The sequence below is a fragment of the Brevibacillus centrosporus genome, assembly GCF_046622605.1.
Lineage (GTDB): Bacteria > Bacillota > Bacilli > Brevibacillales > Brevibacillaceae > Brevibacillus > Brevibacillus centrosporus.
Window position 1 is genome coordinate 5,458,276 of sequence record NZ_CP176856.1, and the last position, 13,724, is coordinate 5,471,999.

Genomic DNA, 13,724 nt, shown 5'->3' on the forward strand with positions numbered 1-13,724 from the left:
AACTTGATGTATTTTCTAATGATACTCCAGTTTTCACAGACTGGCTATCGATAGATCGTCAGGGAATAAATGCTGCCATGGGGACCTGCGTGTGCAAGGATTGTTTTTGCACATGAACGCAATGTAGATCCTGTCGTGTAAATATCATCTAGCAAAAGAACGCGGTATGAACCAGACACGTTCTTTTGGACACGCTCACCCGCCCACGAAAACGCACCCTCCATGCTTTCTACACGAGCGGTACGGCCTGCCTGCTTGCTTAGCTGGGCGGTCATTTTTGTACGGACCAGAAGCGAGCGAACAGGGATTCCTAGATCGGCACTCAGGCGCTTTGCCAGGAGATCAACCTGATTGAAGCCTCTCTCCTGCAAACGTTGGGCATGAAGAGGGACTGTCGTGATGCAATCAAACGCGATCGCTTCGTAATAACGATAAAACGCAATCGTTAGCAGCTTGGCAAAAAAATCAGCCAATCGTTCCTCGCCACGATATTTAAACGTGCTCAGCAAATTTTTTCCCCATTCATTATATCGGAGCAAACTGCGGTTGCTTTGAAGTGTTTCTGCCGTGATATTATGACAATCCGAACACAATTGGCTTCCTTCCCGTCCACATTGCAGACAGCTTGGTCCAAACATTACGGGCAGCTGATTCATGCAGATTCCACATAGCGCCATGCCAGCTACCAAACGATACATGACCGGGTAGCGAGTTCGACTGGCTAGCTGACCCGCCAGACTGCGAACAGCTGACTCTTTTACTCGCTCGTTTAAGTGGCCGCCACAGCCTAGGCAAGTATCGTTTCTCATGCTCTTTCCTCCTGTGCCCCTTGCAGCTTCGCAAGCTGGTTCATACGCTTGATCTGCTTGACTGCCGCTTTTGGAGAGGCAGCGCTCTCAGCCTGCAGAAACAGCACTACACCCGTAGGATCATCGCTGGACCGTCCTACTCGTCCCGCAATTTGCACCAGGGACGCTTCGTCAAAAACAGGAGCCTCTGCTCCCAGTACCACAACATCACTTCGCGGGATCGTGACGCCTCTCTCCAAAATCGTGGTTGTTACCATGAGACGGTAACGTTTTTCCCGGAAAGAGCGGACCTTCTCGTCACGCTGTGGATCGGCAGCATGCACACCTGCCATTTGGGAGGCCAAGTCCGGAAAGAAAGTCGTCAAATAGGCAAGGACACGCTCCACATCGTCAATCCGCGGAACAAACAAGAACAGCTGCCTCCCCTCCGCGAGCGTGCTTCGTACGATTTGAAGCAGGGAGGAGATAGGCCTGTTTGCCCGCATGCGCTTGTACAAGCCTGGGATGGTCTCGATGCGCGGGACCGGGAGCGCAGAACCATGATAGCGCCCAGGCAGCAGTACATGGGTAGAGGACCGCAGGAGCGGGAGTTTAGCCCTTTTTAAAACGAGCTTCCCTTTTCTTTCGGCAACCAGTCTTTTTTGGAGGTATTGCGGGGGAGTGGCGCTCAAAAAAAGCAGCTTTCCTTCGGGCTTTACCGCTCTGGCTACCGCCCTCTCCAGCATTGGATTGTTATGGTAGGGAAAAGCATCCACCTCATCGAGTACCACGAGCGGAAAGCGTTGATAATAGCGCATGACCTGATGTGTGGTCGCAATCGTAATATCCGCTTCCTCCCACTTTTCCTGACTGGATCCATGGACAGCAATGACACGAGCATCAGGAAAGACCCGCTGCAAGCGCGGAGCAAGCTCTAGAACCACATCCTTGCGGGGAGTTGCGATCAGAACCCTGCCTCCCGTCGATAACGCCACTTCGATCGATGGAAAAAGAAGCTCAGTCTTGCCCGCTCCACAAACAGCCCAAATAAGAAACTGCGACAAACCGGGGCGGGGATTGGCCACGTATCTTCTTGCCTGTTCTGCAGCTACCGCCTGATCGCGGGAAAAGCTACCCGACCAGTGCAGCCTTGCTGTCTTCCGCCCTGCTTCACGCTCGTCACTGGCTGCCTCCCTCGTCGCGGGAACTAGCAAGTACGGTGTGCAGCACTTGCTTCGGCCCATCCCCAGGCAAACCGTACAATAGGCGCAGCCCTGCCCGCAGGAATGACATACGGTGTATTCAATATCCTTAGCCCTGCTCCCGCACCTTTCGCAGCTCATTTCCAGCCGATGCTTCCACCAGCTCTTTTTAATCGCGAAACGTATTCCTGGCCGCCACTGTGCTCGCTCAGACAAAACCATCCTTTGCAAAACGGCAGTCAAGTCGTGAATAGGAGCCTCTCTCTTCAATAGCAGCGTCTCAGTCTCCTCCCACAGCAAGGCACGGCCGTCGAGGACCTTTTGAATTGTCGCAGTCGCCAAGCGCAGCTTCAGCTTCTGCCCATCGTCTCCCACTATCTCCGGGGTTACCGAGACCGACCAATCCCCCGTCTCCCATGTAAACCATTCAGGTCCTGGAGATTCCACTCCCGCCATGTCACGCCCGTAAAGGACAGCTGTCTCCCGCACTTGCTGTACGGCCAGCTCCCGCAATTCGGCAAGTCCTTCCTCGCTCATCGGATGGGAAGTCCCGTACTGCTCCTTCAGGCGTGCGTTGACAATCTCCCGCAACGAAAAAGCCAGAGCTAGTGACGGACTCTTGCCGATGACATGCAGCTGACACCCCTCCCGCTCTTGCCAAAACGACTGATCTACGGCAAAGCAGGGCGTCACATAGGCTTGTGCAGACAGCATCTTTTCCGCTCCTGTCTTGATGTAGAGCAAATACTCGCGCACACAGCTTCCCTCCCGAATCGAACTCATTTGCCCTCAGTGTGCAAAAAGACAGGGAGCGTCGGCAAATATTTTTGTACGAAAAAAGCACCGCCCGTGAGCAGTGCTTTTTGTTCCATTTTTTCACGTACTGGATTCCTGTCGCAAATCAATGACGATGTCTGGCTGATTCTGCTCCTCCTGTCCCTCTTCCAATAACCGAAAGAGGTATGGGTAGCGCTCATAGATGCTGACCATACGTCTAGTATGATCTGATGATCCAGCGTCAATCAAGGATATGCGGATAGGCTTGCCACTCCAATAGGAACGAAACAGCAAGCGTCGAATCACTCTCTCCAGCACTTGCTCGGAATCCCGTACCAATACTTTATAGTGCTGCTGCGGGATTTCTGCATCCCTTTTCATGCTTCTCGCCCATTTGTCAGCCAAAAGCACAAGCAAAGAGGAGCAGCCATATGCCGCTAACAGCCACAGTAGAAGTTCTTCCATCACGGTCATACCTCCTCCACTAACAAGGTATGCCGGACAGCCTTTTTTCGCTACAGTTTCACCCAACCGTTTTTAATGGAGATAACCACTGCCTGCGTACGGTCTTGCACATTCAGCTTTTGCAAGATGCTGCTGACGTGATTCTTTACCGTTTTCTCACTGATGAACAAAAACTCCCCGATAGCCCGGTTGCTTTTGCCTTCTGCCATCAGCTGCAGCACTTCACGCTCGCGGCGTGTCAAAGACTCGATCACTTTTGGATCGATCATCTGCGAGTCATCCAGGGAGAAGCTGCGTTCTGCCGCCCCTTCCTGTTCACTCAAGCGACGGAATTCCTCGATCAGCTTGCCCGTTACTTTTGGATGGATATAAGCTCCACCGCTTGCTACAACGCGCACAGCGTCTACGAGGTCGCTCGTCCCCATTTCTTTCAACAGGTAGCCAGAAGCTCCCGAGCGAAGCGTGCGATATACATAGCCTTCGTCATCATGAATCGAGAGCATGATCACACGCGTATTTGGACTTACCGAAATCACATTCTCCGCTGCGGAAACCCCGTTGATATTCGGCATGTTGATGTCCATCAGCAATACGTCTGGCTTATGCTCTTCTGCCAGCAGGGCAGCCTCTCCACCGTCTGCTCCTTCACCGACAACCTTAAAATCGTTTTCCATTTCTAAAATACGCTTCACGCCTTCGCGGAACAATTGATGGTCGTCCACAATCACGATACGGAGCTCTTGCTGTCTCTTATCCATGACTCATCCCCCTGTGTAAGTTCTATATTTTTTCACATTTTAAGCGGTATTTGAAAAATAACCTTCGTTCCTTCACCTGGCGCCGATTGCATTTCAACAGAGCCTTCCAGCAGCTGAACGCGCTCTCTCATGCCCAGCAAACCGAACGAGCCGCCGTTTGCCAATCGCTTCTCCAGATCAAAACCGACACCGTCGTCCTTTACTACAAGACTCAAGGACTCCTGAACAAATTCAAGCTTCACTTGAACCGTGTTTGCTCGCGCATGCTTTTCCACATTGTTCAGACATTCCTGAACCAAACGGAAAATCGCGGCTTTCACCGAGCTGCGAAGTGGAGGCTCCACACCAAATACTACCAGATCAATGGAAGACTCGATACGCTCTTCGCAAGTTTGTATGTATTTCTGCAGTGTTGGTACCAGGCCTAGATCATCCAATGCCATTGGGCGCAGGTCGAAAATGATTCTTCTCACATCGGCCAAGCTCATCCGAACCATTTCTTTCAGCTCATGCAACTCCATCTGTGCTTCCAGAATCCGTTCGTTCTTTAACATTTTTTCAACGATCTCCGAGCGCAGCACTACATTCGCCATCGACTGTGCAGGACCATCATGGATTTCACGCGCTACCCGCTTGCGTTCTTCCTCCTGAGCCTGGATGACTTTCAACCCCATCAATTGATGCTGCTTAGCTGATTCCAACGCTTCTCCGATCTTGCTCAGATCACCAGTGAGGTAACCCAAAACCACTCCCATCTGGGACACCAGCTTTTCCGCACGATCGATGGTCTCTTCCAGCGTGCGCAGCTGACGTTCCAAATCATTGCGTCTACGCTTCAGGTTGTTTTCCCGCTCCCGATAAATCGATAGCTCGACCTGGATACGGCTCGCTTCTTCATAGGCAATCCGGATGTCTTCCTCCGTGTACATCTGAAAGTTGCGGCTAACCAGGGCAAGTCGGTTGCGTGATTTGCGATACGCCAGCTCCAGCGCATCTACCTTTTGAATGACTTTTGAAATTTCCTGACGCAGCTCATGCAAATCGAGCTTTAACGAATTCCCTTGCTGTCTTGCGTTTTCGGCTATATCAAATATTTGGGTTTTGCTTGTTTCTACCGTTTCAATCGTTCGTTTAATAACTCCATCGAGCACGCTAATGTCAATCGCCTTGTTCATGATTGCTCTCCTTCAAACAAGTATTTCGCTTTCGTGAACAGCTGATGGAGGTCTGCTTTCGTCCATACAACTACCAAAATCTCTATACTATTGTTTCGGTTTTGTTGTTGCTTTTTTTTAGGGCATGACGTTTGGCTCAGCACTCTTGGCTACGCTTATGCTTATAGACGTATCAACATGGGGAAAAGGTTGCACTTCAGGCACATTTTTTTCTTTCGATCCCTCGCCCATGATTCCAACGGTCACGTTTTCGGTCAAAATGTTTATCTGCAAAAAAGGAAGAGCCTTTATTCAGCCAATACTCCCCCTTTACTTCCCTCATAAGATGATTCGACATAGTCCTACAAAATCCTTTGTAATCGGCTCCCCAATAAATGGACGGCTCGCTTGCGGAGTAGAAAATTTGACCGCAATAAGCCTTAGAAATCAGAGCAAATTTTTACCACACAAAAAAAGAGCCTAGCGGATAAACTAGGCTCTTTCGTCTGTTCCTTCTTATTTCACGAGTGCAGCAGCATCTTGCTTCAGTGCATCTGCTTTGTCTGTTTGCTCCCAAGGAACATTCAGGTCGTTGCGGCCGAAGTGACCATACGCTGCAGTTTGTTTGTAAATCGGACGACGCAGGTCCAGTTGCTTAATGATACCAGCAGGACGCAGGTCAAAATGTTTACGAACCAATTTTACCAAATCTTCTTCGGAAACGGTTCCTGTGCCAAAAGTATCGACTGCGATCGATACAGGCTGTGCTACCCCAATGGCATAAGCCACTTGAACTTCGCATTTATCAGCCAGACCTGCAGCTACGATGTTTTTCGCTACATAACGAGCAGCATATGCGCCGGAACGGTCCACTTTTGTTGGATCTTTACCGGAGAACGCACCGCCGCCATGACGTGCATAACCGCCGTAGGTATCTACGATGATTTTGCGGCCAGTCAAACCAGCATCCCCTTGTGGTCCGCCAATTACGAAACGGCCAGTTGGGTTGATGAAGTATTTAGTATCCGCGTCCAGCAATTCAGCAGGAACAACAGGCTTGATTACGTGCTCTACGAGGTCTTTCTTGATTTGCTCCAAAGTGGTCTCAGGAGCGTGTTGAGTAGAAATAACGATGGTGTCGATACGAACTGGTTTGTCACCGTCGTATTCAACCGTTACTTGCGTTTTTCCATCTGGACGCAGGTAAGACAGGGTATCGTTTTTACGTACTTCTGTCAGACGGCGAGCCAGTTGGTGAGCCATGCTGATTGGCAGTGGCATCAGTTCAGGTGTCTCGTTGCAAGCAAATCCGAACATCAGACCTTGGTCACCAGCACCGATTGCTTCGATTTCAGCGTCGGACATTTGACCTTCACGTGCTTCCAGAGCTTGGTCAACACCAAGAGCAATGTCAGCAGACTGTTCGCCGATTGCAGTAATTACACCGCAAGTATCAGCGTCAAAACCAAATTTCGCACGATCGTAGCCAATGCCGCGAATGGTTTCGCGAACCAGCTTTTGAATGTCTACGTAGGTATTTGTGGTGATTTCACCAGCAACCAGTACGAGACCTGTTGTTACGGATGTTTCGCAAGCGACACGAGCGTTTGGATCCTTGGACAGGATCGCATCCAAGATGGAATCGGAAATTTGGTCACAAATTTTATCCGGATGTCCTTCGGTTACGGATTCAGATGTGAACAGACGACGACCTTTTTGCAAAGCCATGAGAAAATACCTCCTTTGACCTCATACAAATAGTGTGGTAGCCGAGTCAGGATTTTATCGACGTAAACGCAATAAAAAAACCTTTTCCAACAAGTCGGAGGAAAAGGTTTGAGCGCTTTATGCTTCCTTCATCCTCTTATCGGCCAGAACAGATGTCCGTTCTGCTGGTTAGCACCGCTCTTTCGTCGGTTGCCGGGCTTCATAGGGCCAGTCCCTCCGCCTGCTCTGGATAAGAGTATCCATTACGGATTATAGAATAATTGTTTTTCTCTATGGTGTCAATAGACTTTTATCGGAGTGTATATTTCCCTCGAACCATCACGTGAGAAATCCCATCGTAACCAGGTGCGAGACGCAATCCGCGGTTGTCAGAACGGGCAATCAGAAGCAGGTGATTCGTACCGACCACAGCTCCACCGCGAAGGTCTACACCCGCTGTCAGGTCAGTCAGACCATCTCCATTGTTGCCCGCTACAGCTTGTACTTTTCCTGTGCGAACAATAAATTCTGTGCCTTCAAAGCCGTACAGCGTCTGTCCAGGATTTACCTCAACGACTGTCAGCGTACTGCCTCCACCGCCGGCTGCCTGAATTTGCTGGTCGACGTAGCTTTTGGTAACCACAGGATCGTCTACAGAACCGGGTACGCCTCCCACGCCATCTGCCATCGCCTGAGAGGCAAATATTACTGTTCCCCCAATCGCAGCTGCGAGCAGGCCTTTTGTGACTGGTTTCATCCTTTTTATCCTCCCCAGATTTTGCGGTTAAAATTTATAAGCTTTTGTAATCAATACCACAACCTCTGCCCGAGTGGCAATACCCTGTGGCTTGAACGTGGAACCATAACCGTTTAACCAATTGCGTGAAGTCAATGCCTCAATGGCTGGGGAAGCCCAGTGACTGGTCGGTACATCCCGATAGCTGGACGTGCTGCGTTTGTACAGCAGTACATTGTGCGCACGTGCAATCATGGAAGCCATCTCTGCACGGGTTATCGGCTGATCGGGCTTCATCTGCTTGTTCGGATAGCCTTTCATGATTCCTACCTGATAAGCGATACCCATGTTGTTATACGCCCAGTGCTTTTTCGGCAGATCACGGAAGGTCGTTTTGCCCGTATAAGAGGAAGCTACTGGCAACCCATCCGAACGCATGGCCGAAATCAGCATCGTCGCAAACTGTGCCCGTGTCACAGCCTGATTTGGCTTGAACGTCGCGTCTGCAAAGCCTTTGACTATCCCACGATTGCTCAGGCGGACGATCTCAGAACGGGCCCAGTGGCTGGAAATGTCTCGATACCCACCGACCAGCACCTGCTGGTTCACGGTTAAACGGTAAGCATCGTATTTGAACGGAACGCCACTGTTCAGACGAATATAATACTTGCCAGGCTGCAAACGCAGTCCGAAAATATCCTTGCCCTGATCGGAAAGCTCTGCCACTTCATTCGTGGAGGCCAATGCATAATTGAAATTATTTGCACTGTACAAGGCGATTCTCACGCCGGATGAGACCGGAATAAAGGGAGCGCGTACATAGACGTACGACTCTGAACCGACAGTAAATTGGAACCAGTCAGAATCGGTAGTGGTCGGCAGCGTCCCTGTCATGACGGTACCACCCGCCAGATAGGATGCCTGACGATACGCGTCATTCGGCTCGTTTACATCTTTTTTCACAGGCGTAAAGCTCAAGTCCAGCCTGTATTCGCCATTCACTGCATTTTGTTCATACTCACTTACACGGAGGAGGTACTTACCAGGAGATACCTCTTTGGATGCATGCTCCGCTGGGTCGTCACGATCACCGTTATCATACAGCGGATCCCATGTCGTGCTATTTCCCTGGCCCTGCTTGCCAATCGCAAGTACCGGATCCATACGCTTGTTGTCTGGTGTCACGGTCACATCCAGATGCCCATACTCACGGACATAATAGGAGAACCAATCTTGATCTCCCTCGGTGTGGAAGCTTCCGTTCACACTGATCTGGTTGCCTACAAGCGGTCTGGCCGTTCCGCTGGTGTCATTGCGCTCATTACGGTCCGGATTGATGCTGAATCTACTGGTCAGCACGTAGGAAAAGGCATTTACGCCCCCATTTCGCACGAGCCTGATGTCCATGCGTCCCGCTTTTGCCGAAACGGTAATCGTGTCGCCGTTTCCGATGTAGTGTGTGACCGGCGTCCGATTTTCTGAATAAAAGGTAGCCGCCATCGGGGAAGATACAGTCGAATTCACCGATGCCGTAAAGCTGACTCTTCCATCGTACGGAACGTCCATTTTAAACCAGTCGGTGGTGTCGTTCGGACCAAGATTTCCACGTATTTGCTGTTCGATCGGAAATGCCTTGGCACGCGACAATACGTTGTTTGGTTCTAAAAAGTCCTGGGACATTGCTGAGGTTACTGCTTTTTCTACGTTGAGCAATCCGTAGCCCGTCCGCTTGTCCCATCCGCTTTCGCCCAGATTGGTCGCCGTTTGATAAAGCAGCTGCCTCACATCGATAGGCCTTAGCTTGGGATAACGGGCCATGATCAAAGCCGCAGCGCCAGCCACTTGAGGTGCAGCAGCAGACGTGCCGCTAAAAGAACCGTACGTGCTGCCAAGCTTGGTCGTGTAAACGTTTAGGCCCGGTGCCATCAAATTCAGCTCTGGCCCTGAGTTCGACTCGTAGATAGGCTCGTTGTTGCTTTTTACTCCCCCTACAGCTATCACAGTTGGATAAGCAGCCGGATAAGCAACGCGGTTCCCCTCGTTTCCACTCGCTGCAATCAGTACAGCCCCGCTCGCCTCTGCACGGTTAACGGCATTGGTCAGCGCTTTGGAATAGGACATGCTGCTCACCGACATGAGGATTACCTTGGCTCCTCGGTCCAGCGCAGTATTGATGCCCCTCGCTACGACATCCAAATCAGCAACTGCCCTGCTGTCCAATACTTTAATCGGCAAAACTTTCGCGTTCCACAAGACACCAGAAACACCGATGCTGTTGTTCCCCTTGGCAGCGAGTACGCCAGTGACTTCCGTACCATGCCCGTTGTCGTCCTGTGCGGAACGTCCAGCGTTCACAAGATTGATGCCCGGTAACAAATTCCCTTTCAGATCCGGATGATTGTAGTCTGCACCAGTATCCAGTACCGCAATAGTAATTGCTGTATTGCTGTTCACTGTTTGCCATGCCTTGTCTGCTCGAATCTGGGTGAGATGCTGCTGGTTATCGTAGTAGCGATCATTGGAATCAGCGAAAGCAACCATCGGCTTCACATCAACCAGCGTCATCGTGAAGCCTATCGCGAGCGCAAATGCTGCTCGTGTCCATTTCCTCATGAAAAACAGTCCTTCCTTCTCTCCCCTGCCGAAGGTGCAGTCTAAAAGGAATTCAGGTATTCTACTTCTTTTCTAAGCATAGCGGAACGAAAGGGAGACATGCAAGTTCGAATATCCAATATTTGGAATGTTCACCTAGTAGAAAAACCCTTTTCACCGTGGGCAAAAAGGGTCTTTCCATTATTGCAATAAACCTTTATTGTTCTCCACTGTCGGATTAACAGCTGGCTGCTTTTTACTTTGACGTGCTTTTGGGATGACGGCTGTCAGCTTGCTCACATCATAATCGTCTTGTTTGATAGACGTCGAAGGAATATCGAATGCCCACACGCGGTTGCTATTCGCCTCTACCTTCATGTTTGCCAAGGTGTACTGGATACGAGCCACGTTGTTGCCTTCCTCATCGTTGACGATGATCGGCACTTCCGTGAATTCCAGACGTTTTTCCAAACCGTTGCGGAACGCTACAATCACTCGAAGACCGTCCTCTTCGCCTTTCGTGATATCGAGCACCTGCAGGTCAACCTGGCCGGCTGCAAGCGGTGAATGTTCCTTTGCCTGCTTCAAGTACTTCTCGTTCTCTTCCTTCGTCAGACCTTGAGTCATCTCTTCCACTGCTTTTGGCGCAGCAGGTTTTTGATAAGTCAACGTCAGAGGAACTTCCTGCTCTGGAAGCTTGCTGAATTCGTCCCAGCGAAACAGGAATTCAAAAGGACGGCTGGTCAAATCGCCAATTGGACCTGCTGGAATCAAGTCAAAGGTCTTCTTCGCGACGACTTCGCCTTCATTCGTAATCAGCGTCAAAGGCAGCTTTTGCAGCAAGACGCTCCTGTTTGTAGCGTTGCGAATATAGGTCAGTACCAGATAGCCATCATCTGTTACTTGTGTAAAGAAAGGAACAACTCCAACCTCGTCACGCACCACGGCTGGCAGCTCGTCGTGAATATATTGCAGCAGCTCTGCTTCCGTTTCTTCCAGCCTGTTGTCCCATGGGCCATTCATGACCAATTCCAGCTCAGTAGATGGAATGCGGGTGGAGGACTGCTCAGGATTATCAATCCCGGAGATACCCAAATAAAATTCTTTATGCAAATGCTCGTGAATATCCTCTCGCACTTGCTCCAGACTTTCCTTTGATCCAAACCAATTTTCCAATAACCAACTCATATGTCAACCTCCCAAGCCCTGCTGCAGAATGAACTTTACTCGTGCTACTTTACTTCCAGCACCCATCTGCGCAGGTTCGCATTTGGTTTTTTTACGGCATTCGGCGGGAATACGATAATCCACGGACGGCTGTGGCCAGGCTTTACTTTGACCGTGCTTGCGTCCACGGAACCCTTCGCTACCACATCTCCATCTTGATCAGAGATGGTTAGCTGAATTTTTTCCGGGTTATACATTTCTCTCATGCCGTTGCGGAACAGCATGCCTGCAATCAATCTGCCGTCGTTCGCCAGTGTAATATCAAAGCCAGTTACTTGAACGGTGTCAGCAGGAATAGGCGGCAATGAATGGGTCAATGCTTCCAGCCGATCTTTTTGTCGCTCTGTCATGCGTTTTTCCATCTCTGGATCCAGCTCCAACTGTTTCGGCCAAACATGCGAGCTTCTCCCCGCCTTCATTACCACCTTCCAGCGCTTGAACGAGAAGTTATCATGCAAGAATGTCTCTTCCGGGAATAACATCTCCCAAGGGCGGCTGGAACGTGGCGGAATAGCTCCCATTTCAGACAAGTCTACCCTCATACGAGCAAACGGCTTGTCGTCCAAATAAATCGCCATGCGGATATTTTTGAACCGAACAGGATGATCCAATGAGTTGCGGAAGAACATGGTCACCGTCAATCCATTCGGGCCAGGAATCATACTGAAACCCGTTACGCTGATCATCCCTTTTACCATATCCGGCAACTCAGCTTGCAGGAAGCGGAGCGTATATTTTTTCTCAGCATCCAGCTCTTGCTCCCATACTGGGTGCAGCGAAAGCTCCGTATGCACCTTCGTAACTACTGGAGCTGCATTCGAAGCTACCTCTTTCTCCACATCTGCTTCAGAATCGCTCAATTCGTGAAAATCAATGGCTGCCTCTTCCTGAAGCTCTTTCTTCAATTGACTTTCGTCTTTCCCAAACCAGTTCTTTAAGAATGAAAACATGTGTTACCTCCTCACACGTCCGGACGCGACCGAAACTCTACAATAATATCATAACCTTTGGATTGAACCCGAGCAAATCGCACCTTGCCAAACTTAGTCTTTCCTTAGCTTTGTGGTACGCTGACTTTCCAACGTGAAAAATCAGCATCTTGCTTCTGAATACTTTCTGGCGGAAAGATAAAAAGCCATGGTTTACTCGTACTTGCATGAACCGTCAGGCTACCAAGCTCAAACAAACCTTCCGCTACTTTTTCACCGGTGGCATCATACAGTACCAATGGCAATTTTTCAAAGGATAGCGATTGACTAGAGCCATTACGGATCAAAAGCATGACATTCAGGGCGCCTGATTCCTCCGTACGAATCTGCATGCTCTGAATATTAACTTCCCCTTCTTTAATGGAAGGAAGACGTTTGGCTAGTTCAATAAGAGAGTTTTTCTGTTCATCCGACAATGCTTTGATCCATGACTCTTCCAGCTCCAGCTGCTGTGGCAAAACCATCTTTTTCTGTGCCATTTCGAAAGCAATTTTCCAGTTTACAAGCAGGACATCCACTTGCAGAAAATGCTCCCTTTCAAATACAAATGACCACGGTCTTGCAGATCGCGGCGGAATCTCACCTATTTCAGCCAAGTCAAATTTCTGGCGCGTAAACAACTGTTGATCTCCAAATAATACAACGAGCGTCATTTCATTCAAAGTCATCGGACGATCAGAGCTATTGCGGATAAATGCTGTCACTTCAACCCCTGCATCATGGGGAACAAGTGAGGTACCCGCGAGCGAAATACTTCCCTCTGCCAAAGGCTCCAGCTCTTGCGCCATAAAAGAGAGCGCATATTTCTCCTGTGAACTAAGCTTATCTTCCCACGAGGGATGCAAAGAAAGGGATGTCACGACGCCTGCCGGTGCAGATTGCTTCCCTTGCTGTGAGTGTTCAGCAGTAGCGGGCAGGATAGACTCTTCCTGAATCTGCTGTCTGACTTCTTCGGATGTGGGAGTATTCCCGAGTAAATTTTTCAAGAAGGATAACATAACGTCTCTCCCAACTTTTCTCTACCTCTATATAGAGTTCTGTTCGTCATTCACTATAGCACAGTGCCAACCTTTTGCAACCTTGAAAAGTTGGCATTCTGACTCATGAAAGCCTGTTCATTTGCATAGCAGGGACGTCCCTCTGCACTCGCATCCGACCGATGGGTAATATTTGTAAGGATACCCGTAAGCATAGGTGATGTCAAGGAATGACAGGCAGTGCTTATGGGATATTTCACATTCAGTAATCATGTATTATTTACCATATAAGCATGAGGTTTACATAAATGCTCTCTATTGTTAAAATAATGATGATAAATGAATTTCTTGG

General features: G+C 49.6%; 11 protein-coding genes and 1 riboswitch. All 11 genes read right to left on the reverse strand.

Going from position 1 to position 13,724, the window contains the following annotated elements:
• Positions 1-44: 44 nt before the first annotated feature.
• Positions 45-809, reverse strand: coding sequence for a ComF family protein (locus tag ACLIN2_RS27435; protein ID WP_411502698.1), 765 nt, complete (start codon positions 807-809; stop codon positions 45-47).
• Positions 806-2,746 carry a DEAD/DEAH box helicase gene (locus ACLIN2_RS27440; RefSeq protein WP_411502699.1) on the reverse strand — a complete coding sequence of 647 codons (1,941 nt, stop codon included), beginning with the start codon at positions 2,744-2,746 and terminating at the stop codon, positions 806-808. The genes ACLIN2_RS27435 and ACLIN2_RS27440 overlap by 4 nt, the downstream gene beginning before the upstream one ends.
• A 120-nt stretch (positions 2,747-2,866) precedes the next feature.
• Positions 2,867-3,232, reverse strand: coding sequence for a glycosyltransferase family 2 protein (locus ACLIN2_RS27445; protein ID WP_411502700.1), 366 nt, complete (start codon positions 3,230-3,232; stop codon positions 2,867-2,869).
• A gap of 50 nt (positions 3,233-3,282) precedes the next feature.
• Positions 3,283-3,990, reverse strand: a complete 708-nt coding sequence (locus tag ACLIN2_RS27450; protein WP_092275442.1) for a response regulator — start codon at positions 3,988-3,990, stop codon at positions 3,283-3,285.
• Positions 3,991-4,022: 32 nt separating this feature from the next.
• Positions 4,023-5,165 (reverse strand): sensor histidine kinase, encoded by a 1,143-nt coding sequence (locus tag ACLIN2_RS27455; RefSeq protein WP_122960737.1) that lies wholly within the window; start codon positions 5,163-5,165, stop codon positions 4,023-4,025.
• Between the two features lie 495 nt (positions 5,166-5,660).
• Positions 5,661-6,872: a methionine adenosyltransferase gene (gene metK / locus ACLIN2_RS27460; RefSeq protein WP_122921990.1), complete on the reverse strand. Its 1,212-nt coding sequence runs from the start codon at positions 6,870-6,872 to the stop codon at positions 5,661-5,663.
• Between the two features lie 133 nt (positions 6,873-7,005).
• A riboswitch (SAM riboswitch) is annotated at positions 7,006-7,108 on the reverse strand.
• Between the two features lie 53 nt (positions 7,109-7,161).
• Positions 7,162-7,608 (reverse strand): hypothetical protein, encoded by a 447-nt coding sequence (locus ACLIN2_RS27465; RefSeq protein WP_411502701.1) that lies wholly within the window; start codon positions 7,606-7,608, stop codon positions 7,162-7,164.
• Between the two features lie 27 nt (positions 7,609-7,635).
• On the reverse strand, positions 7,636-10,152 hold the full coding sequence (locus ACLIN2_RS27470) for a S8 family serine peptidase (RefSeq protein ID WP_411504605.1): 2,517 nt from the start codon (positions 10,150-10,152) through the stop codon (positions 7,636-7,638).
• A gap of 228 nt (positions 10,153-10,380) precedes the next feature.
• Entirely contained in the window at positions 10,381-11,367 is a 987-nt protein-coding gene (locus tag ACLIN2_RS27475; RefSeq protein WP_122960739.1) for an SLAP domain-containing protein, read from the reverse strand.
• Between the two features lie 44 nt (positions 11,368-11,411).
• Positions 11,412-12,356 (reverse strand): SLAP domain-containing protein, encoded by a 945-nt coding sequence (locus tag ACLIN2_RS27480; protein WP_092275425.1) that lies wholly within the window; start codon positions 12,354-12,356, stop codon positions 11,412-11,414.
• A 104-nt stretch (positions 12,357-12,460) separates the two neighbouring features.
• The gene (locus ACLIN2_RS27485; RefSeq protein ID WP_411502702.1) at positions 12,461-13,393 is read right to left on the reverse strand and encodes an accessory Sec system S-layer assembly protein; all 933 of its coding nucleotides are present in this window, start codon (positions 13,391-13,393) and stop codon (positions 12,461-12,463) included.
• Positions 13,394-13,724: the final 331 nt, after the last annotated feature.

What these genes read in the sequence shown, in the direction of transcription:
- ACLIN2_RS27435 (WP_411502698.1), bottom strand. Translation starts at nt 809, where the DNA reads ATGAGAAACGATACTTGCCTAGGCTGTGGCGGCCACTTAAACGAGCGA.
- ACLIN2_RS27445 (WP_411502700.1), bottom strand. Translation starts at nt 3,232, where the DNA reads ATGGAAGAACTTCTACTGTGGCTGTTAGCGGCATATGGCTGCTCCTCT.
- ACLIN2_RS27450 (WP_092275442.1), bottom strand. Translation starts at nt 3,990, where the DNA reads ATGGATAAGAGACAGCAAGAGCTCCGTATCGTGATTGTGGACGACCAT.
- ACLIN2_RS27455 (WP_122960737.1), bottom strand. Translation starts at nt 5,165, where the DNA reads ATGAACAAGGCGATTGACATTAGCGTGCTCGATGGAGTTATTAAACGA.
- metK (WP_122921990.1), bottom strand. Translation starts at nt 6,872, where the DNA reads ATGGCTTTGCAAAAAGGTCGTCGTCTGTTCACATCTGAATCCGTAACC.
- ACLIN2_RS27465 (WP_411502701.1), bottom strand. Translation starts at nt 7,608, where the DNA reads ATGAAACCAGTCACAAAAGGCCTGCTCGCAGCTGCGATTGGGGGAACA.
- ACLIN2_RS27470 (WP_411504605.1), bottom strand. Translation starts at nt 10,152, where the DNA reads ATGACGCTGGTTGATGTGAAGCCGATGGTTGCTTTCGCTGATTCCAAT.
- ACLIN2_RS27475 (WP_122960739.1), bottom strand. Translation starts at nt 11,367, where the DNA reads ATGAGTTGGTTATTGGAAAATTGGTTTGGATCAAAGGAAAGTCTGGAG.
- ACLIN2_RS27480 (WP_092275425.1), bottom strand. Translation starts at nt 12,356, where the DNA reads ATGTTTTCATTCTTAAAGAACTGGTTTGGGAAAGACGAAAGTCAATTG.
- ACLIN2_RS27485 (WP_411502702.1), bottom strand. Translation starts at nt 13,393, where the DNA reads ATGTTATCCTTCTTGAAAAATTTACTCGGGAATACTCCCACATCCGAA.